The organism is Mesorhizobium sp. WSM4849 (assembly GCF_055811385.1).
This window is the reverse complement of the sequence record NZ_JBVVPW010000006.1, coordinates 145508-165625: the sequence shown is the minus strand read 5'-3', so window position 1 is coordinate 165625 and position 20118 is coordinate 145508. Positions and strand designations below refer to the sequence as shown.

Annotated in this window: 20 protein-coding genes and 1 riboswitch; of the genes, 11 read left to right on the top strand and 9 right to left on the bottom strand. The window is 62.6% G+C overall.

Annotated elements, in window-relative coordinates:
- Positions 1 to 17: 17 nt before the first annotated feature.
- Entirely contained in the window at positions 18 to 1340 is a 1323-nt protein-coding gene (locus tag AC0L3L_RS08560) for a tetratricopeptide repeat protein (protein ID WP_473637242.1), read from the bottom strand.
- 247 nt (positions 1341 to 1587) lie between these two features.
- On the opposite strand from AC0L3L_RS08560, the gene AC0L3L_RS08555 reads away from it, so the two are divergent.
- On the top strand, positions 1588 to 1992 hold the full coding sequence (locus AC0L3L_RS08555; protein WP_473526236.1) for a hypothetical protein: 405 nt from the start codon (positions 1588 to 1590) through the stop codon (positions 1990 to 1992).
- Between the two features lie 32 nt (positions 1993 to 2024).
- Here AC0L3L_RS08555 and AC0L3L_RS08550 read toward each other — a convergent pair whose 3' ends face one another.
- Positions 2025 to 2648: a LysE family translocator gene (locus tag AC0L3L_RS08550; RefSeq protein ID WP_473484387.1), complete on the bottom strand. Its 624-nt coding sequence runs from the start codon at positions 2646 to 2648 to the stop codon at positions 2025 to 2027.
- Positions 2649 to 2855: 207 nt separating this feature from the next.
- On the opposite strand from AC0L3L_RS08550, the gene AC0L3L_RS08545 reads away from it, so the two are divergent.
- The 6 genes from AC0L3L_RS08545 (at position 2856) to AC0L3L_RS08520 (ending at position 7817) form a co-directional block, all read left to right on the top strand.
- Entirely contained in the window at positions 2856 to 3629 is a 774-nt protein-coding gene (locus tag AC0L3L_RS08545; protein ID WP_473637241.1) for a L,D-transpeptidase, read from the top strand.
- Between the two features lie 120 nt (positions 3630 to 3749).
- The gene (locus tag AC0L3L_RS08540; RefSeq protein ID WP_473637240.1) at positions 3750 to 4916 is read left to right on the top strand and encodes a diphosphate--fructose-6-phosphate 1-phosphotransferase; all 1167 of its coding nucleotides are present in this window, start codon (positions 3750 to 3752) and stop codon (positions 4914 to 4916) included.
- A 33-nt stretch (positions 4917 to 4949) separates the two neighbouring features.
- Positions 4950 to 5675 carry an MBL fold metallo-hydrolase gene (locus tag AC0L3L_RS08535; RefSeq protein ID WP_473637239.1) on the top strand — a complete coding sequence of 242 codons (726 nt, stop codon included), beginning with the start codon at positions 4950 to 4952 and terminating at the stop codon, positions 5673 to 5675.
- Positions 5676 to 6006: 331 nt separating this feature from the next.
- Positions 6007 to 6354, top strand: a complete 348-nt coding sequence (locus tag AC0L3L_RS08530; RefSeq protein ID WP_473637238.1) for a PDZ domain-containing protein — start codon at positions 6007 to 6009, stop codon at positions 6352 to 6354.
- 108 nt (positions 6355 to 6462) lie between these two features.
- Positions 6463 to 7074 carry a molybdopterin-dependent oxidoreductase gene (locus AC0L3L_RS08525; RefSeq protein WP_473637237.1) on the top strand — a complete coding sequence of 204 codons (612 nt, stop codon included), beginning with the start codon at positions 6463 to 6465 and terminating at the stop codon, positions 7072 to 7074.
- Positions 7071 to 7817, top strand: a complete 747-nt coding sequence (locus AC0L3L_RS08520; protein WP_473637236.1) for an FAD-binding oxidoreductase — start codon at positions 7071 to 7073, stop codon at positions 7815 to 7817. Before AC0L3L_RS08525 ends, AC0L3L_RS08520 begins: the two co-directional genes overlap by 4 nt.
- A 12-nt stretch (positions 7818 to 7829) precedes the next feature.
- On the opposite strand, the gene AC0L3L_RS08515 is transcribed toward AC0L3L_RS08520, so the two are convergent.
- Positions 7830 to 8945, bottom strand: coding sequence for an FAD-binding oxidoreductase (locus AC0L3L_RS08515; protein ID WP_473484375.1), 1116 nt, complete (start codon positions 8943 to 8945; stop codon positions 7830 to 7832).
- Between the two features lie 23 nt (positions 8946 to 8968).
- Positions 8969 to 10216 carry an aromatic ring-hydroxylating oxygenase subunit alpha gene (locus tag AC0L3L_RS08510; RefSeq protein ID WP_473484373.1) on the bottom strand — a complete coding sequence of 416 codons (1248 nt, stop codon included), beginning with the start codon at positions 10214 to 10216 and terminating at the stop codon, positions 8969 to 8971.
- A gap of 215 nt (positions 10217 to 10431) precedes the next feature.
- A riboswitch (cobalamin riboswitch) is annotated at positions 10432 to 10632 on the bottom strand.
- Between the two features lie 521 nt (positions 10633 to 11153).
- Here AC0L3L_RS08510 and AC0L3L_RS08505 point away from each other — a divergent pair.
- The 3 genes from AC0L3L_RS08505 to AC0L3L_RS08495 all read left to right on the top strand — a co-directional run bounded on the left by AC0L3L_RS08505 (position 11154) and on the right by AC0L3L_RS08495 (position 12028).
- Positions 11154 to 11357, top strand: coding sequence for a DUF680 domain-containing protein (locus tag AC0L3L_RS08505; RefSeq protein ID WP_473484371.1), 204 nt, complete (start codon positions 11154 to 11156; stop codon positions 11355 to 11357).
- 121 nt (positions 11358 to 11478) lie between these two features.
- Positions 11479 to 11703: a DUF680 domain-containing protein gene (locus AC0L3L_RS08500; protein WP_473637315.1), complete on the top strand. Its 225-nt coding sequence runs from the start codon at positions 11479 to 11481 to the stop codon at positions 11701 to 11703.
- Between the two features lie 88 nt (positions 11704 to 11791).
- On the top strand, positions 11792 to 12028 hold the full coding sequence (locus AC0L3L_RS08495; protein ID WP_473637235.1) for a DUF680 domain-containing protein: 237 nt from the start codon (positions 11792 to 11794) through the stop codon (positions 12026 to 12028).
- Between the two features lie 85 nt (positions 12029 to 12113).
- Here the strand turns inward: AC0L3L_RS08495 and AC0L3L_RS08490 are convergent, their stop codons facing one another.
- From AC0L3L_RS08490 to AC0L3L_RS08470, 5 genes are all read right to left on the bottom strand, one after another.
- Complete coding sequence (locus AC0L3L_RS08490; RefSeq protein ID WP_473637234.1) at positions 12114 to 13226, bottom strand: ABC transporter ATP-binding protein; 1113 nt, start codon at positions 13224 to 13226, stop codon at positions 12114 to 12116.
- A gap of 25 nt (positions 13227 to 13251) precedes the next feature.
- A complete protein-coding gene (gene bglA, locus AC0L3L_RS08485) occupies positions 13252 to 14916 on the bottom strand; it encodes a beta-galactosidase BglA (RefSeq protein WP_473637233.1) in 1665 nt (554 codons plus the stop codon).
- Between the two features lie 4 nt (positions 14917 to 14920).
- Positions 14921 to 16075, bottom strand: coding sequence for a carbohydrate ABC transporter permease (locus tag AC0L3L_RS08480; protein WP_473637232.1), 1155 nt, complete (start codon positions 16073 to 16075; stop codon positions 14921 to 14923).
- Between the two features lies 1 nt (position 16076).
- A complete protein-coding gene (locus tag AC0L3L_RS08475; RefSeq protein WP_473637231.1) occupies positions 16077 to 17090 on the bottom strand; it encodes a carbohydrate ABC transporter permease in 1014 nt (337 codons plus the stop codon).
- A gap of 243 nt (positions 17091 to 17333) precedes the next feature.
- On the bottom strand, positions 17334 to 18689 hold the full coding sequence (locus tag AC0L3L_RS08470) for an ABC transporter substrate-binding protein (protein ID WP_473637230.1): 1356 nt from the start codon (positions 18687 to 18689) through the stop codon (positions 17334 to 17336).
- A 364-nt stretch (positions 18690 to 19053) separates the two neighbouring features.
- Here AC0L3L_RS08470 and AC0L3L_RS08465 point away from each other — a divergent pair, with 364 nt between their 5' ends.
- Positions 19054 to 20097, top strand: a complete 1044-nt coding sequence (locus AC0L3L_RS08465) for a substrate-binding domain-containing protein (RefSeq protein ID WP_473637229.1) — start codon at positions 19054 to 19056, stop codon at positions 20095 to 20097.
- The last annotated feature ends 21 nt before the right edge of the window (positions 20098 to 20118 follow it).

Genomic DNA, 20118 nt, shown 5'->3' with positions numbered 1-20118 from the left:
ACAAGATCCGCCTCCGGTCAATTCTCCGACAAATCGGCAGCCCGCCGCGAAAGCAGCGCCGACAGCGGGCTGTCCGGCCGCGCCAGCGCGCGTTCCGCGGCAAGCGCCCGTGCCAGCGCATGGTCGCCGGAACGCAGCGCCGCCTCGATCAGCGTCAGGTCGATGACGTCGCGTTGCGCGTGGCTGCCGCCGAAGCGGTGGGCGATCACCCGGATTGGCCGGATCAGGCCCACCGTCTCGGTGTAGTTGCCATCGCCGAATGCCTTGATGGCGAGCGTGAGGGGATGGCCGACATCCCGGGTGAAAGCGGCGTTGTCGTCGTTGCCGTGCATGGCCTCGCGCTGCGCCTCGAGCAAGGTGCGAACCGGCGCTTCTTGGCCGGCGCCGACGAAAGCCATCATTGCATGGGCATCGTTGAAGGCATAGTTGCCGGCGCCGGCCTTGGCCCAGTTGGCGGCAAGTGCTGCCCAGCGGGCGCCGACATCGATGCCGCCGAGATGCAGTCGCCACAGGATAGCCGAGGCATCGACCATGTTGAGCGCCAGCGTCGAGCGCTCGCCGTAGATCGGGCCGTCATAGAGCGCCAGCACCTCGCCGGTCTCGCCGAGATCGTAGTGGAACAGCGCCAGATGCCACCAATTGTGCACCTGCAGGAAGCTTTCCAGCGTCCACGCTTCCGGGTTGGCGCGCATCCATGCGATGCCGTCCCTTTGCCGGCTCTGCATTTCCATGACATGAGCGACGGCGTGCTGCGCCCAGCCGTCGCGCGGCTCGATGTCGACTGCTGCGCGGCCAAGCTTTTCGGCGCGCGCATAGTCGCCCATCTCCTCCAGCCCGAAGGCCTGCATGCCGAGTATGGCGTGGTAGCCCGGCATGCCGCTTTGCCACGACGGCAGCGCGCGGCCGATGCGGTCGCGCAGCATGCGGGCATTGCCGGTGAAGAAATCGATCTGGTGCCCGGTCTGCAGCGCCAGCGCATCGAGCGGAAACTCGATGGCGATATCCTCGAGCAGACGGGCGGCTTCATGCCAGCGTCCTCCGGCAAGATGGCCAAGTGCTGCGACATGCGCCTGCTCGCGCGGTGTGGCGGCAAGCGGCAGTGCCACCTCGTGGCATGTCCTGGCCACGGCTGTCGCCTCGCGCTCGGTGGCGAGGCCGAAGAGATAGCCCTTGAACACATGCGCCATAACGAAACCGGGATCCTCGGCGATGGCGCAGTCGACCGAGGCGATCGGATCGCCGATGAAGCACTGCAGTTCGCGCACGGCCTGGCTGTAGGACGAGAACCCGGCCTCGGTCGCGCCCGAAAACGTCAGGCCGAATGCGTCCCTGACTGCCATGGGTCACCCATCGACGACCACACAATTTGTGGATCCGATCTTACAACATTAGCGGTCGGCGCGCTAATCAGGTCTGGGCCGGCAGCAGCTGCGGATTTCAGCAAATATGTAGGCGACGGGATTGACTCTTTGGCAAGGTCACCTGGAGATATCAAGCAGGCTTTGAAAGCCCTTCGCAACGACTTTTTTTAGGTGTCACTACCAAATCTGTGACGGCGCAGGCCGAGGCGTTGAAAAGGTAAGGGTAATGATAGCGATAGGGAATCAATTTGGCGGCCCAGAACAGCGCGGCAGCCTCGTCCACTCAATGCTCAACAAGGCAATGAACGTCGCCGCCGATGTCCGTGATGCGAGTTATAACGATGGTACCGAGGCATGGATAAATCCGATTTTCATTCTGCCTGGCTCGGTCAGTAAGCCTGAGTTTGAGGGCTACAAGCTCGGCCACTTCTCTCGAGAGCAGAAAGGCTTGGTGGTGATGATCGCCGTTCCGCAGCCCGTCGCCAATGGTGAGGATATAGCTGGCTTTGTGGGCATGTCGTTGCGCGAAGCTGTGCGGCTTGCTGCCGCCTATTTTCCTGAAAAGGGCATCAGCTTCTCGACGCTGAAAGCCGAGAAGATCATCCTGGCGATCGAGGCGGCCCTCGAGTAAGCATCTGGCTCTCGCAGGCGAATTTCGTCGCTCTAATTGCCCGAGCGCATCGCCACCGTGGCGATGCCGGCGCCGACCAGCAGCGTGCCGCCGGTGCGGTTGAAGATGCGGATCGCCCGGGGATTACGCACGACGTTGCGCGCCCTTGCCGCGATCAGCGCGTAGCCGAAGGCATTGGCGAAGGCGAGCGCCAGGAAGGTCGTTTCGAAGATCAGCATCTGCGTCCAGAAATCGGCGTGCCGGTCGAGGAACTGCGGCAGGAAGGCGACGAAGAAGGTGATGCTTTTCGGGTTGAGCGCGGTGACCAGCCAGGCATGCGCCATCATCTTGGCCGAGGACACCGCGTCCAGGCGCGGCTCGGCCTTGAGCGTGCCACCGGCGCGAAACAGCTTTACGCCGAGATAGATCAGATAGCCGGCGCCGATCACCTTCAGCACGGTGAACACGGTGGCCGACGCCGCCAGCAGTGCGCCTATGCCCAGCATCGACAGCGTCATCGCCGTAAAATCGCCAAACGCCACGCCAACCGCCATCGGCAGCGCGGTGCGCCAGCCCTGACCGAGCGCATAGGACACGACCAGAAGGATGGTCGGGCCGGGAATGACAAGAAGGATCGTCGAGGCGGCGGCAAAGGCGGCCCAGTTTTCGAAGGACATGTTCGTCTCCTTGAGCTCAAAGAAGAGGATAAATCCTTGGGCTCGCAAAGATGTAAAGGGGCTGCATCGAAAATGTGCGGCGCGACGGCTCGGCCAGGAGGTTAAGGTAGGGCAAGATGTCTTCACGCTTTTTCAACTATGATTGGTGAAAATGCATCCTATCCGGCCGGGACCGTGTTTCCCGCCGACAGCGTAGGGTTTGGGTAGATGCGTGAGTTGACGCGAGGTCTGACGTCGCCGTACGGCGGCGACGCCATCGACATCGAAATTTCCGAAAACCAGCTTTCCCGCCGCGCGGTGTTGTCCGGCGCCGGTGCCATGGCGTTGCTCGGCGTCGCCGGCTGCAGCCAGACGCTCGACCTGTCGGCGCTGCAACTCGACGGCGTCACAACCGGCGCGATCACCCCCATCCGCCCGAGCATCAGCGTCGACAAGAACATTACCAGCCCTGGCGTGATGTATGCCTCCGTCACCGACGGCGGCCTCACGCTGCCGGAAGTGCCCTACCTCAAGGTCAAGCCGGAGTTCCGCCGCCAGATCGTCGTCGACCCGACCGGCGAGCAGCCCGGCACCATCGTCGTCCATTCTCAGGAGCGGCTGCTCTATCTGGTGCAGCCCGGCGGTGACGCGATCCGTTACGGCGTCGGCATCGGCAAGGAAGGCTTCCGCTGGTCCGGCCGCGCCAACATCCAGTACGGCAAGGAATGGCCGACTTGGAGGCCGCCGGCCGAGATGATCGCCCGCAAGCCGGAACTGGTGAAATGGCAGGCCGGGCAGCCCGGCGGCCTCGACAACCCACTCGGCGCGCGCGCGCTGTACATCTACCAGAACGGCCAGGACACCGGCTACCGCATCCACGGCTCGCCCGAATGGTGGAGCATCGGCCAGGCGATGTCGTCGGGCTGCGTTCGCCTGATCAACCAGGACGTCATAGACCTCTACAGCCGCGTCTCGAGGAAGAACCCGGTCGTCGTCGTCTGACTCTCCCGGTTGTCGTCTGACCTGATAGCGCGGCCGGCGCGGCTGCTCGACTCTCCCGTTGCGTGATCTCGCAAGACAGGCGAATGTGCCTGCAAAGCCACTGCTCGGGAGACGTGAAGCATGTCCGGAACTTTTGTGATCGCGCAAGGCGGCGGTCCGACTGCCGTCATCAACCAAACGATGGTGGGCGCCGCGCTCGAAATCCGCAAGCGGCATCCCGGCGCCAAGGTCCTGGGCTCGATCCATGGCGTGCGCGGCATTCGTGACGGCAACTATGTCGATCTCTCAGCCATTCCGGAGGATCGGCTGCGGCTGATTGCGGCAACGCCGAGCGCCGCGCTTGGCTCGACCCGCGACAAGCCGGATGACGCCTATTGCGAGATCATCCTCAACGGCTTGAAGAAGGCCGGCGCCGACGCCTTCATCTATATCGGCGGCAACGACACGTCGGGCACGCAGCAGATCCTGACCGACGCCGCCGGCGGCAAGATGGCTTTCGTCCATGCGCCGAAAACCATCGACAACGATCTCGAGGAGAACGACCACACGCCCGGCTTCATTTCGGCAGCCGAGTTCGTCGCCGGCGCCTTTCTCTCGGTCGACCTCGACTTCCGTGCTCTGCCCGGCATCTATGTCGGTATCGTCATGGGGCGGCATGCCGGTTTCCTCACCGCCGCCGCCGCGGCATGGCAGCTTGATCCCGATAGCGGCCCGCATCTCGTCTATGTGCCGGAGCGTCCGTTCTCGGCCTCGGCCTTCATCGACGATGTTCGCGCCACGCTCGACCGCCACAAGCGCTGCATCGTTGCCGTGTCCGAAGGCGTCAGCACCGCCGACGGCAAGGCGCTGGTCGAAAGCCTTGTGCCGCCGGACAAACTGGAGCGCGATGCGCATGGCAACGTCAAGCTGTCGGGCAGCGACCTGCCGGCCGCCCTCGAGCGCGCCCTGGCCGAAGGATTGCCGGGCAAGCGGGCGCGGGTCGATGCGCTCGGCTATATGCCGCGCGGCTATGTCGGCGCCATCAACCCCGTCGATGCGCGGGAAGCCTTCGATGCCGGCGTCTTTGCGGTCGCTGTCGCCGAACAGGGCGGCGGCTCGGTGGCGCTGCAATATGACGGCAAGAAAACCGTGCTGAACAAGGTGCCGCTGAAAAACGTCGCCGGCAAGACGCGCCACATGCCAGACGATTTCATGCTGCCTGAGGTCAACCAGCTCTCCGATGCGGGAATGGCCTATCTGAAGCGGCTGGTCCCCGAAAAATACAAGGTCGGGAAGCCGTTCGTCTGATGCTGGCTTTCTCGTGATGCCGGCTTTCTCCTGATGCTTGGCTGGTTCAGCAGAACAGCAGTCGACGCCCAAACAACGATGCTGAGCGAGTCGTTCGTGCATGATTTCGTGCGCGCCAACATCTGGCATCTGCGTGGCCGCGACGTCGACCTGCTTGTCGACACCGGCATGGGGATTTGCCCGCTGGCGCCGGAGATCGACACAGCTGATGGCAAGCCGCTGCTCGTCGTCGCCACCCACATCCATCTCGACCATGTCGGCTCGCTGCACGAATTCCCGCTGCGGGCAGGGCCCAGGATGAGTGCCGCGCATTTCGACATCATGGATGACGCCGTCACCTACGCCCACATGTTCCACGATCTTGACGGCGCCGTCTCCAAGCTGCCGGCGCCGGGCTGGAAAGCAGCCGATTACAAGATTCCGCCGGCGCCGTTGACGCGGACACTTGACGAGGGCGATCTGGTCGATCTCGGCGACCGGCAATTCCGCGTGCTGCATCTGCCTGGCCATTCGCCCGATTCGATCGCGCTGTTCGACGAGGCCGACGGCCTGTTCTTCGCAGGCGACGCCATCTACGACGCGATGCTGATCGACGACCTGCCGGACTCCGACCGATCAGCCTATCGCCGCACCATGCAGCGGCTGCTCGACCTGCCGATCCGCATCGGCCATGGCGGCCATGGCCCGAGCTTCGACGCCAAACGCATGCGCGAAATCGCCAGCGGCTATCTCAGGCGGACAGACGGGATCGGCGCATAGGAGGCTTCGATGACCGGCAGGATAGAGGCGGGAAAATATGCGAGCTCGTGATCCCTGTCAGCAATTTTGTTCTTGCTTTGTGCCGGCAGCTATGTTATCAATTTCCGCATGGTGCTGATCGCGCCAACCCGCCGCAAGGTGGGTTTTTTGTTTCAGGTCGTGCGCTACCTCCCTTCATCAGGGTTCGACTCCAGCCACGCATCAGGCGAGCGGGCGACACCGACCCGTTAGATTAAATCTTCGTAATATCATCTAGAAACCGCGATCTCCGCCCTAGATGCGGGGCTGTCGATCCGGTCGGCTGCCTGCCAGGCGAGGCAATGGAGACGAAGTGCAGACGGCATCGGTGGGCGACTCAGACACACCGTCCGCACAGCAGGGCCTTCGTGCTCCTGCGATCGGCCTCGGCCTGATGGACGTCACTCCTAATGTCCGACAAGCGATGAATCTGACGCACAACCAGCGCGGCGCGCTGGTCGAGAGCGTCAATCCTGACAAGACGGCCTCGGCTTCCGGTATGCAGCCCGGCGACATCATCGTCGCCGTCAATCAGGCGCCGGTGCGGAACGCCAGGCAGGCGGACCAGGCGATTGCGCAGGTCGGCAAGATGTCCGTGCTCCTGCTCGTCGAACGCGGCGACGCGCAGATGTTCGTCGCCGTGCCCTTCGCCAGTGGCTGAAGCGGCGCATTGCCGCGAGGTTGCAGCCAAAATTATGGTTGCCCGCCAGAGCATCTTCGAGAAGACTGGTGAAGGCCGACAGGCGGCCTGATTTAAACGGATTTCCCGATGGTCACCCGCGGCTTCTTTTCAGGACGAAAGCCTCCGACGGATACGGATGCGCGTATCCCGCCGGGGCAGTATCTCGAGCAAGGGTTTCCGGTGCTGTCGGCCGGGCCGACGCCGCGCGTGAGCGCCGAGGACTGGTCGTTCACGCTCAAGCACGGACCGCGGCCGATCAAGAAGTGGAACTGGACAGAGTTCAACGCGCTGCCTTTGATCAAGATGACCCGCGACATCCATTGCGTGACCGCATGGACCAAGTTCGACACGGCGTGGCAGGGTGTGCTGGTCGACGATATTCTGGCGGATGCCGGCATCGAGCCACCAACGGCCTTCACGCTGGCGCTGTCCTTCGACGGCTACACCACCAACGTGCCGACGAAGGATCTCACCGCCGGCAAGGCGATGGTGGCACTGCTTTACGAAGGCAAGCCGATCACGCCGGACCACGGCGGCCCGGCGCGGCTGCTGGTTCCGCATCTCTATTTCTGGAAGTCGGCCAAATGGCTGAATGGGCTGCAGTTTACCGAGCGCGACGAGCCCGGATTCTGGGAGTTGCGCGGCTATCACATCTATGGCGACCCGTGGCGCGAGCAGCGCTATACGGGCGATCCATGAGCGACGGGCCGGCGGCGCAGTCGCCCTGGCAGACGGTGACCATCAGACGCATCGAAAAGCGCACGCCGCGCGTCACCAGCTTTTTCCTCGAGCCGTCGCGGCCGTTCGCCTATCGTGCCGGGCAGCATGTCGATGTCAGGCTGACGGCGCCGGACGGCTATCAGGCGCGCCGTTCCTACTCCATCGCCTCGGCGCCGGAAGCCGGCGAGACGATCGAACTGGCGATCGAAAGGCTCGATGATGGCGAGATCTCACCCTTCTTTCACGATATCGCTGCGGTCGGCGATGAGGTCGAGCTGCGCGGACCGCTCGGCGGCCACTTCGTCTGGTCCGACAGCGACGGCGGCCCGCTTCTGCTGGTCGGCGGCGGGTCCGGCGTGGTTCCGCTGATGGCGATGGTCCGCCATCGCGCCGCGCGCAAATCAACGGTGCCCGCGGCGTTGGTGTTTTCCGCACGGATCTGGGACGAGGTGATCTTTCGCGACGAACTGATCGACTTCCATGATCGCCGGGACGGCTTCGATCTGGTGTTGGCGCTGACTCGCGAGCCGGCCCGGCGCCCGGCGGACTATTCGCGGCGGGTCGATGCCGCGATGATGGAGCAATCGATGGCGCGGCTGCCCGCGCCGCCAAGGTTAGTCTTTGTCTGCGGCTCGAATGCCTTCGTGTCGGCCGCCGCCCAGGCGCTGATCGATGCCGGCGTTCCGGCAAGCCTCATCCGCACCGAGCGTTACGGGGTTTAAGCTCCCCGCCGGTTAGGCGTCGATCTCGATCGCCGTCAGCGGCTTCGAACAGCAGGCAAGGATGAAGCCGTCGTCGATCTCGTGATCGAGGATGCCGCCATTGTGGCTCATCTCGACTGTGCCCGAGACCTTTTTCACCTTGCAGGTTCCGCACAGGCCGAACTCGCAGGCTGCGGGAATTCGTACGCCCGAAGCGCGCGCCGTCTGCAGCACGGTCTGGCCGGCAACGCAGTCGGCATCGACATCCGAAAGCGAAAAGCGGATCGGCGTTGCGGCCTCAGTAGGTATCTCGACCCCGCCCTCTGCCGGCCCACCCTCTGCCGGCGAACCGAACGGGGCCGGTATTTCCTCCACCCCTGGGGCCGCAAAGCTTTCCTGATGATAGTTGGCCATGTCGAAGCCGGCCGCCTCCAGCATCTGCCGCACGGCGCGCATGAACGGGTCGGGGCCGCAGCAGAAAATTTCGCGCTCGCGAAAATCGGGCGCCAGCAGCGGCAGCCGTATCGCGTCGATCCGGCCCATATGGCCGAACCAGCCCTCGCGGCTGGACCGCTCCTCGATCATGAAGCCGAGCGTCAGGCCCGGCATGCGGCTGCCGAGCAATTCGAGCTCCTTGCGGAAGATGATCTCCTCGGGCTTTCGCGCGCAGTTGACGAAGCCGACATCTGTCCAGGGCGCGCAATCGTTCAGCCAGCGCAGCATCGACATCATCGGAGTCACGCCGGAGCCGGCCGAAATGAACAGATATCTGGCCGCGGGATGGCTGTGCAGCGAAAAGTTGCCCGACGGCCCATAGGCCTTCACGTGAACACCGGGCTTCAGATTGTCGAACATCCAGCGTGTGCCGAGGCTGCCGGGCTGTGCTTTCACCGTCACCGCGATCGAGAACGGCCGCGACGGCGAGGACGACAGCGTATAGGTCCGCATCAACGGGCCCTCGGTGGTCGGCAGTTCCAGCGTCACGAACTGCCCCGGTCTGTAGCGGAACCAGGTCTGGTTGTCGGAGCGGAAGGTGAAGGTCTTCACGTCAGGCGCCTCGTCACTGACGCCGATGACTTCCAGCACCTGGAGCCTGTCGTTCCAGGGCGCCATCTCGTCGAGATGGCGGTAGAGGCCGAGGTCCGTCATCGTATTCATCCCCTTGGCCTCGCTCAGGCGACGCTGCGCAACGCCGGCCGCCCGCCCTCGGCAAGGCGCGGCCCGATGAAGGAGGCGTACCATTCGACGAACTGGATGACGCCGCCCTCATGCAGTTCCGAATAGGGGCCGGGCTCATAGGCCGGCGACAGGATGCCGAAGGCGTTTTCCTCAACGATGCGGCGGTCCTGGTCGTTGGTCTCGGTCCAGACATGGGTGAGATCGGCGAGGTCGTAGTCGACGCCTTCGACCGCGTCCTTGTGGACAAGCCATTTGGTGGTGACGGCCGTTTCCGTGGCACTGATCGGCAGCACGCGGAAGGTGACCGCATGATCGCCGAGGATATGGTTCCAGGTCGTTGGATAGTGATAGAGCAGCAGCGAGCCGATACCGTCGGTCGAAACGTCGTCGGAGAGGTTCTTCTTCACCGCACGTCTTCCCGTCATCGTGTAGCTAACGGCATCGCGCAGCAGCGGGGCGCGGGTGGCGCGATACTGCCCGGCCGGATCGATGCGGAACTTGCTCGGCAGGCCCGCCGCCTCGCATTTCGCCCAGTGCGCGAGCATCTCCGGATCGCTGTCGGCGCCCTGCACGCCGGTGACGGTCGGCGCTTCCGGGAATGTCTTGCACAGTTCCGGATGGTTGCCGGCGCAATGGTAGCACTCGCGGTTGTTCTCCCAGACGAGCTTCCAGTTGCCCTTCTCGACGATGGTCGATTCGAAGGCGATTTTTGCCTCGCGCAGCCGGTGCGGCAGGAGGTAAGGCTCGATCATGGCGCGCATCGGCGCGAAATCGGCGGGCTCCTTGGCCAGGCAGATGAAGATGTAGCCACTGATGCTTTCGCAAGCCACCGGCTTCAGGCTGAACTGGCTCTTGTCGAAGCCGTCCGCCATCTGCCTCGCGAACAAGAGCCTGCCGTCCAGCTCGTAGGTCCATTGGTGATAGGGGCAGACGAGCTTCGCCGCCGTACCCTTGTCGGCGTTGCAGACGCGGCTGCCGCGATGCCGGCAGGAATTGTGGAAGGCGTTGATCTTGCCTTGCTGGTCGCGGACCAGCACGACCGGATAGTCGCCGATCTGCGCGGTGATGTAGCTGCCCGGCTTCGGCAACTCGCAATCGTGGCCGATGAACAGCCAGTCGCGATACCAGATCAGCTCCATGTCGAGCTTGAAGAAATCGGGATCGGTGTAGAAGGGCTGCTCGAGCGAGTAGCCTTCCCTGCGGCCGTGCAAGAGCCTCAGCATGTCGTTGCGCGCATCCATGTCCTGTCCTCATAGCCGTCGCATCGGCCCGAAATCGGAATCGATTTCGGAAAGCACGATGCGCAATTCAAAGTCTTGGAGCGTACGTTGTGCGTCCAAATGGACGCATGTCGCTCCAAAGACTGAACTGGTGGTGATGGAGGGAGGATCGGCCGCAAGCCGGCGACAGGGCCGGGCATGCACTATCCACCTCTTGACCGCCCACCGCGATCAGTCGAGTCTAGAAATCTCGGGCTGGTTTCCGGGCTCTGGAGTGTCCTTGCGGACCATCGCGACACCTTCCCAGGCTTGGGCCCAGTGGTCTCCCGTTGCGACTTGAACTCCACCACCGTTGCGGGGGCAGCGCCGGGTTCTGACCGGCTTCCCAATTCTCCGCTTCGTCGTCACCAAGCGGCACCTGAGATGGCGTGATCTAATCATGACGGCCGGCTGACTGTCCGCATGAAAGCGACATCGTATCCATGCGGCGCGACACTGCCGGCGAAACCTGTGGGCCGGGATTTGAGGAAGGTGAAATTTGCGCCTGCTGCGAGCGCTGCCGGTTCTGAAAGCGTGCCGGATTGACCATTGCAGGGCGCCGAAATGGTTAACGATTCAACAACAACTCAGCACCGGCTTTTTAAGCCGCTTCTAAAATCGAACCGAACGGTTCGTTTCTGTTGACAATGCGTGCATGACGCTGTGAACGCAGGTCCGGCAATCCGTCAAATGGTCGATTAGCCTCTTTGACTTAAATCTTTGAAAACAAAACAGAAAGCAATGACGAGAGAAGCCTCTGGTACAATTTCAAGGTGTAGATTCTTGGTCCACACGGAACAACTTCGTGATTGGAATCTGCCGGATGGCCTTCCCACATCGGGGCTGTCCGGACGACGCGAATTCCTCCCAAGACACGCCGCTAGACGGACGGAAAACTAAAGATACTGGAGTTCCAAAAATGAAAAAGATTGCTCTTATTGCCGTCGCCGTTCTGGCCATCACCGGCAGCGCCTTTGCTGGCAGCGATCATTATGGGTCCAACGGCGCCAATCAGCCGACCGCCTCGGTCGACAGTTCGTATACGGCTTCCATTCAGAAGTCGGCTCACGCTGAAAAGCCCGTCGACCAGGGCGCCGACCGCAACCTTTTCGGCAACAATTAACAGCTGATCCCAGACCATGATCCCGAAGTGGAAACCGGTTTTCGTAAAAGATCATGGTCAAACAACAAGACAAAGCGGCCAGTCCGCCGCTCGGGATCTGAAAAATTCAGGAGTACTAGAAATGAAGAAGATCATTCTTGCCACCGTCGCCATCCTGGCTGTCTCCGGCAGCGCTTTTGCCGGCAGCGACAACTTTGGATCGAACGGCGCCAACCAGCCGGCCGCTGCGGTCGACAACGGCTCGTACACAGCTTCGATTCAGAATTCGGCTTCGGCGCAGAATCCGGTTCCGGCTGACGAGAAGCCCGTCAATGGCAGCGACCGTAACCTCTTCGGCAACAACTAATGTCGATCCCAACAGCAGCGGCGGCATTGTCTTTCACAAAGACCGCGGCCGCCGCGCTGATGGGATACGAAAATCCAGGATTACTGAAATGAAGAAGATCGTTCTCACCGCTGCGGCACTTTTGATTGCTGCCGGCAGCGCCTATGCCCGCAACGACAACGTTGGCGGAACCGACATCAACAAGCAGGCGACCGTCAACGTCGACAACACGCAGACGTTTTCGGTAAGCAATACCGGCTCGCCGGTTTACAAGCTGCTCAATTCCTCGGGCGACGTACAGAAGTCCGCCCCGCAGGGCAGCGACCGGAACCTGTTCGGCCGCTAACAGCGACCTGAATGCAATGCACAAGAGCGGCGGGCCTTGCCCGCCGCTCTTGTTTTTGCCTTCGCCAAACTGCCTGATCCAGTAGTTAGGCTGCCTTTGCTTCCGCCATGTGGAGTGTGAAGGAATGTCCGTCGACGTCGAAAATATGCAGGTCGCCGGGATCGGCATTCAACCGCAACGCAGCGCCGCGCTTGACTTCGACATTGCCTGGCAGCTTGGTCACCAGCGGCAGGTCGGCGCGGCCGATGTCGACATAGACGAGCTGGACCTCGCCGAGCTGCTCGACATAATCCACCGTTCCCTCGAAAAGATAATCGGCGCCGGTGGCGATCATCAGATCCTCCGGCCGCACGCCGAAGCTGACCGAAGCACCCTTCACTGACGCCGGCGTGGCGATCGGCACCGTCGCCTTGCGCCCGCCGACATGACTGACGATGGTCGGGTCGCCTGATTTGTCGATCGTCGCCGGCAGGATGTTCATGGCCGGCGAGCCGATGAATTGGGCGACGAACAGATTGCCGGGTCTCTTGTAGAGCTCCATCGGCGTGCCGACCTGCTCGATGTGGCCCTCCTTGAGCACGACGATGCGGTCGGCCAGCGTCATCGCCTCGACCTGGTCGTGGGTGACGTAGATCATCGTTGTAGCAGGCATCGACTCCTTGAGCTTGGCGATCTCGATGCGGGTGGCAACCCGCAGTGCCGCGTCGAGGTTCGACAGCGGCTCGTCGAACAGGAAGACCTTAGGGTTGCGCACGATGGCGCGGCCGATGGCGACGCGCTGGCGCTGGCCGCCCGACATCGCCTTCGGCAAGCGGTCGAGATATTTGGTCAGCTGCAGGATTTCCGCCGCCTGGCGCACCCGCTTATCGATCTCGGCCTTGCTCTCCTTGCCGATCTTCATCGAGAACGCCATGTTGTCGTAGACCGTCATGTGCGGATAAAGCGCATAGGACTGGAACACCATGGCGATGCCCCGCTTCGACGGTGGCACGTCGTTGACCACCTCGCCGGCGATCTTGAGCTCCCCGGAGGTGATTTCCTCAAGCCCGGCGATGGACCGCAGCAAGGTCGACTTGCCGCAACCCGAAGGGCCGACGAAGACGATGAACTCACCCGACTTTATGTCGAGGTCGATGCCGTGGAGAATGTTGAGATTGCCGTATGATTTCTTCACTTGCCTTAGCGTGACATCGGCCATGGGTTCCCTCCAGTGAATTGCAAATTCAGTCGATGCGCCCAAACCAGGCGCCGTAGCCGCCGAGGCGGACAGGACCGGCGTCAGTCTGTCCCGAAAACCCGTGCCCCGGCAAGGGCTGCAGCGAGCGTCCGCCGAGATTGACTTCCGCCGGTCGGTTGCCGAGATTGAAGACGCAGACGATCTGCTCGTTGCCCTCGCGGCGCGTGAAGGCGACCGTATCGCCCTCGCTTTCGATGAAGTCGATATCGCCCTTGGCCAGCGCCGGATGCAAACGGCGGAAGCCAAGAAAGCGCCGGTAGTGTTCCAGCAGCGAGCTGTCGTCGCCCTGCTGCACATCGACCGCTTGCGATAGGTGCTTGGCCGGCACCGGCAGCCATGGCTTTGCCTTCGAGAAGCCGCCATTGCTGTCGGCGCCATCCCAGACCATCGGCGTGCGGCAGCCGTCGCGGCCCTTGAATTCCGGCCAGAAGCGGATGCCGTAGGGGTCCTGCAGGTCCTCGAATTGCAATTCCGCTTCGCCAAGACCAAGCTCCTCGCCCTGGTAGATGCAGACCGAGCCGCGCAGCGACATCAGCAGCGCCGAGATCACCTTGAGATAAGCGGTCTGGTCGGCTTCGCCGGCCGCCCAGCGCGAGGCAGTGCGCATCACGTCATGGTTGGAGAACGCCCAGCACGACCAGCCGTCGCTGGCGACCTTGCCGAAGGCTTCCAGCACCGAACGCACCTTGGCCGCGCTGATCTTTTCGGGCGCCAGGAAGTCGAACGAGTAGCACATGTGCACACGCTTGCCGCCGGCGGTATAGGCCGCCACCACCTCCAGCCCGCGCTGCGAATCGCCGACTTCACCGACCGCCGCCGTCGCCGGATATTCGTCGAGCAGCGCGCGGAAGCGTTCGAGGAAGCCGAGATTTTCGGGGCGGCTCTTGTCGTAGAGATGGTCCTGATAGTTGTACGGATTGACGGAAGGAGCCGTCTGGTCGTTACGCTCTTCGGGCGGCAGCGGCGGATTGTCCTCCAGGCCCTGGCTGTGGAAGTAGAAGTTGATGGTGTCGAGGCGGAAGCCGTCGACGCCGCGCTCCAGCCAGAAGCGGGTGATATCGAGCAGCGCGTCCTGGACCGCGCGGCTGTGGAAGTTGAGATCGGGTTGCTCGGCCAGGAAATTATGCAGGTAGTATTGCTGGCGGCTGGTGTCCCACTGCCAGGCCGAGCCGCCGAAGATAGACAGCCAGTTGTTGGGTGGCGTGCCGTCAGGCTTGGCGTCGGCCCAGACATACCAGTCCGCCTTCGGGTTGGTGCGGCTCGAGCGGCTTTCCCTAAACCACGGATGGATATCGGCGGTATGCGACAGCACCTCGTCGATCATCACCTTGAGCCCGAGCCTGTGCGCCTCGCCGGTCAAGGCGTCGAAATCGGCCAGCGTGCCAAACATCGGATCGACGTCGCAATAGTCTGATACGTCGTAGCCGAAATCCTTCATCGGCGACTTGAAGAACGGCGAGATCCAGATGGCATCGACGCCGAGCGCAGCGATATAGGGGAGCCTGCCGATGATGCCCCTGAGGTCGCCGATGCCGTCGCCGTTCGAGTCCTGATAGCTGCGCGGATAGATCTGGTAGATCACGGCACCGCGCCACCAGTCGCGGTCGACGGCGAGGTCGGGGCTCAACGTCGCTTTCACAGCGGATTGCATGATCTCAACCACCTTTCACCGAGCCGGCGAGCAGCCCGCGGACGAAATAGCGCTGCAGCGAGAAGAACACGATCAGCGGCACGACAATGGTGATGAAAGCCGATGTCGTCAGGATCTCCCAGTCGCCGCCGCGCGAACCGAGCAACGCGTTGAGCTTGGCGGTCAGCACGATCTGGTCGCCCTCGGTGCCGAGGAAAACCATCGCAACCAGCAGGTCGTTCCACACCCACAGGAACTGGAAGATGGCGAAGGACGCCAGCACCGGGAACGACAACGGCAGCACGATCTTGACGAAGATCTCGAAGTCGCTGGCGCCGTCGATGCGCGCCGATTCCATGATTTCGCGCGGCAGGCCTGCAATGTAGCTTCTCAGGAGATAGATGGCGAAAGGCAGGCCGAAGCCGGTATGCGCCAGCCAGATGCCGAGATAGGTTTTCGACGGCACGCCGAAGAAGCTGCCGACGCCGTTGTAGAGCTTCAACAGCGGGATCAGCGACATTTGCAGCGGCACGACCAGGAGGCCGATGATGACCGCGATGAGCAATGCGCGGCCGGGAAAGCGCATCCAGGCCAGCGCATAGGCCGCGAACGCCGCGATCAGGATCGGGATGACCGTCGCCGGGATGGTGACGGTCAGCGAATTCATGAACGAGCGGCCGATGCCCTCCGAAAACAGCACCGTATCGTAATTGTCGGTGGTGAATTTCGGTGGCGCCGACGAGGCGTAGTAGACGCGCTGGCCGCGCTCGCCCTCGAAGGGCTTCGTTGAGGTCATGACGAAACTGCCGTCGGCGTTGAGCTGCAACGTCTCGCCGTCGCCGAGATCGGCTGTCGTGCCGGCGGGATATTGCGTCGGCGCCGCCGACTTGACGCCGAAGGCGCTGATGTCGCGGGCCGCATCGTCGCCGAAAATGTTGCCCTCGAGGACGAACTTGCCGTCCTTCTCGACTTGCGCCGAGGCGGGCGGCAGCCGGCCCGCTTCCGTCTGGGTGGAACTGGCAAACGAGTTCCACCAGCCCGAGGCGATGATCTGATCCTTGTCGCGCAGCGACGAGACGAGAATGCCGAGGGTCGGGATGGTCCAGATCGCGACGAAGATGAAAACGGCGATATGGACGCCGAAACGGCTGGCAAAGGACTTTCCGGTCGCGACGGCCATCTCAATGTCCTCCCGTCTCTTTGTTGGCCTGGCGGATGTTCCAGACCATGATCGGAATGACCGCGATCATGATGATGATGGCGATGGTCGCGCCGCGGCCGAAATCGCCGCCGCCGCGGAACATCCAGTCGAACATCAGATTGGCCAGCACCTGGCTGTTCCATTGGCCGTTGGTCATGGTCAGCACGATGTCGAAAACCTTCAGCACCAGGATGGTGATGGTGGTCCAGACGACGGCGATCGTGCCCCAGATCTGCGGCACCATGATCTTCCAGAAGATCTGGAATGGATTGGCGCCGTCGATGACGGCCGCTTCCAGCGTTTCTTCGGGAATACCCCGCAAGGCAGAGGACAGGATGACCATGGCAAAGCCGGTCTGGATCCAGATCAGGATGATCATCAGGAAGAAATTGTTCCAGAACGGCAGCGATATCCAGACCTGCGGCTGGCCGCCGAAATACTGGATGATCGCGTTGAGCAGGCCGATCTGCGTCTGGCCCGCTCCGCGATACTCGTAGATGAATTTCCAGATGACGCTGGCGCCGACGAAGGAGATGGCCAGCGGCAGGAAGATGAGGCTCTTGGCGATGGTGCCCCACCAGATCTTGTCGGTGAGGACGGCGATGATCAGCCCGAGGAAGGTGCAGGCGGCGGGCACGACCGCCAGCCAGATGATGTTGTTGAGGATAGAGGTGCGGAACTCGCGGTCGCCCAATGCCCATTCATAGTTGGCGAAGCCGACGAAATTGGCGCCGCCGCGATCGAGGAACGACAGCCTGAGCGTCTCCACGACCGGGTAGATCAAATAGATGGTGAGGATGATCATGGCCGGGCCGACGAACAGCCACGGGCGGATCATCCCTTGCCGGCGCAAATTGTCGATGGCCGCAGCACCTGCGACGCCGCGCGACGGGAAGATGACGTCCACCAGCTTGTTGGCGCCCCAGAAATAGGCGACGCAGCCGCCGACACCGACGACGATGACGAATATGGCCGAGAAAATCTGAGCCGCCACGGGTCCCTCCCTCTGCTCATGATCCGCCAGTCGAGAATGGCTTTGGCGACGGGATCATGAGCCGATTCAGTTGTTTCGAACGCGACCGGATGCAAGGCAGGGTTTTGCTCTTGCTTGTCGCGCGTCATGCCGGAATGTGCTCATAAATAAAGATTGCTGCGGCGCGGGCCGCCGGTCCGATCCGGGCCACTGAAGCCCCGGATCCATGCAGGATCGGTAATCCTCACGTTCAGCCGGGACCGCCTACTTGATCGCGTCCCAGCTCTTCTGGATGTCGGTGGCGACATCCTGGGCGGACTTGCCGCCGACGAGATCGATCATGCCGGTCCAGAAAGCGCCGGCGCCGATCTTGCCCGGCATCAAGTCGGACCCGTCGAAGCGGAAGGTCGAGGCTTCGGCAAGGATTTCGCCCTGCTTCTTCAGCGCGTCGCTGGCATAGGCCTCCTTGTTGGCCGACTTGAACGGCGTCACGAAGCCGCCCTGCGCCATCCAGATCTCATGGGCGAGCGGCATCTTCAGGAATTCGATGAACGCGCGGGCACTCTTGCTATCCTTGGTGATCATGGCCAGCGTGCCGGCGCCGAGCACCGGGGTGCCGAGGTCGGGCTTGGAGGCGTAAGGTGGGAAGTAGAAGAAGTCGACGTCCTGGCCGACCTCAGTGCCTTCCGGGAAGAAGGTCGGGATGAACGACGCCTGATGGTGCAAATAGCATTTCGGCGGCACCGAGAAGAGGCCCTTCGGGCTGTCGCGGAAGTCGGTCGCCGCCACCGCCTTGGCGCCGCCGTCGACCATCTTGTCGTCGGTCGCGATCTTGCCGAAAATGTCGATGGCGTTGACCACCGCCGGATCGTTGAACGGAATCTCGTTCTTCACCCACTTGTCGTAGGTCTCGGGCGTCTGGGTGCGCAGCATCATGTCCTCGACCCAGTCGGTCGCCGGCCAGCCGGTGGCGCCGCCCGAACCGAGTCCGATGCACCATGGCGTGCCGCCGTCGGCGATGATCTTCTTTTCAAGCTCGGCGAGCTCTTCCTGCGTCTTCGGCACCTCGTAGTCGGCTTCCTCGAAATTGTCCGGCGAGTACCAGACCAGCGATTTCACGTCGGCCTTGTAGGGGAAGGCGAAGAAGCCCGGCTTGCCGTCCTTGTCCTTGAAGGTGCCGAGATCGACCCATGACTGGCCGGCGCCGTAATTGTCCTTGATCCAGCTGGCGGTGTCATCGCCGAGCGGCGTCAGCAGGCCCTTGGACGCCAGGTCCTGGATCAGGCCCGGCTGCGGCAGCACGGCGATGTTGGGCGGGCTGCCGGCCTGCGTGTCGATCACGATCTGCTGTTCGTAATTTTCCGACGATGAGTATTTGATCTCGGCGCCGGTGGCCTCCGAGAAATAGTCGAGAACGGTGCGCACAAGGCCCTCGTCCTCGCCGCGCCATGGCCCGAAGATCGACAGCGTCTCGCCCTTGAGGTCGACCTTCTTCAGCTCTTCGTAGTTCGCCCAGTTGAAGCGGGGGTCTTCGCCCGGCTTGAACTTCAGTTCGGCTTGCGCCGGTGCGCCCAGCGCGAGCGTGACAAACGCGGCGCCCAGCAGAAGCATTTTCTTCATCGGTATTCCTCCCAGTGGTCACGAACACTCGGACGAAACCTCCATTCCGTCCGCCGACGCTGCAGGACTGTGACTCAGTCGGAAAGGAACCGCAACCTTTCGAAGAGTCTTCCAAAGCGCTTTGGTCTTTTGGATCACGCCATGAAATCGATCAGGAGTCAAGGGGGCGAAGAGGCTAATCGATTTAGTTCCTGCCGATGTATGAGCATATAGAGTGCGCTGCAGCATGCTTTTTGGGCGATATAGCAGTAAATTTTGCTTTAAACTGGTCACAAACGGTGCTTATGGTCTTTACATGCAGCAGCGCTGCCAGTGGCGGCCGGCAACTCATGGTTAAAAGCGCTTTGAGGCTTGGAGGCCTCCAGTGAACCTCAAACAGCTCTCCCACATGCTGGCGCTTTCGCAGACCACGGTAAGCCGCGCGCTGAACGGCTACCCGGAAGTCAACGAGGAAACGCGCCGGCGGGTGATCGACGCCGCCAAGCGCCACGGCTACCGTCCCAACCCGAGCGCGCGCCGGCTGGCTACCGGCAAGACCGGGATGATCGGTTATGTCTTGCCGACCGGGGCGGCCGTCGACATCGACCCGCATTTCGTCGAATTCCTGTCCGGTCTCGGCGACTACGCCCGTTCGCACGAACTCGACCTGGTGCTGTCCCCGGCCGATGCCGACGATCAGGAGACCACCTACCGGCGCATCGTCGCCAACCGGCAGGTCGACGCCGTCTACATCTCCTCGCCGAGACCGGCCGATCGGCGGGTGGCGCTGGTCAGCACGCTCGGCATCCCCTTCATCGTCCATGGCCGTAGCGAAGGCCTCGATTTCGACTATCCTTTCACCGACATCGACAATGAGGGCGCCTTCCACGAAGCGGCGCGGTTGCTCGTCCAGCTCGGGCACCGGCGGCTGGCGCTGATCAACGGCGACGACCGCGAGACCTTCGCCATTCACCGCGAGCGTGGCGTGCGCCGGGCGCTGGCGGCGAGCGGCCTGGTGCTTGACGAAGGCCATGTCTGTTCCCTCGCCATGACCGAGGAGAACGGCTACCGCGCCGCCAGGCGCTTACTCGAGCGAAGCGATGCGCCGACCGCGATCGCCTGCTCCAGCCTGATCATGGCGCTCGGCGTCGTGCGCGCGGTGCGCGACCTCGGCCTGACCATCCCCGACGACCTGTCGCTGATCGCCCATGACGATGTCTTCCCCTGGCTGAAGCCGGAAAATTTTTCGGTGCAGTTGTCGACGACGCGTTCGTCGATCCGCTTGGCCGGCGCGCGCGTCGCCGAGCGGCTGGCAGCGCGGATTTCCGGATTGGAAGAGGGCGCCCGCGGCGAGGTCTGGCCGGTCGATCTGGTGATCAGGGGATCGGTCGCCGGCGCACCGGTGTGGGGTCAAACCCATTTACCCTGAGCGACCGAGTTCGACCGTTTG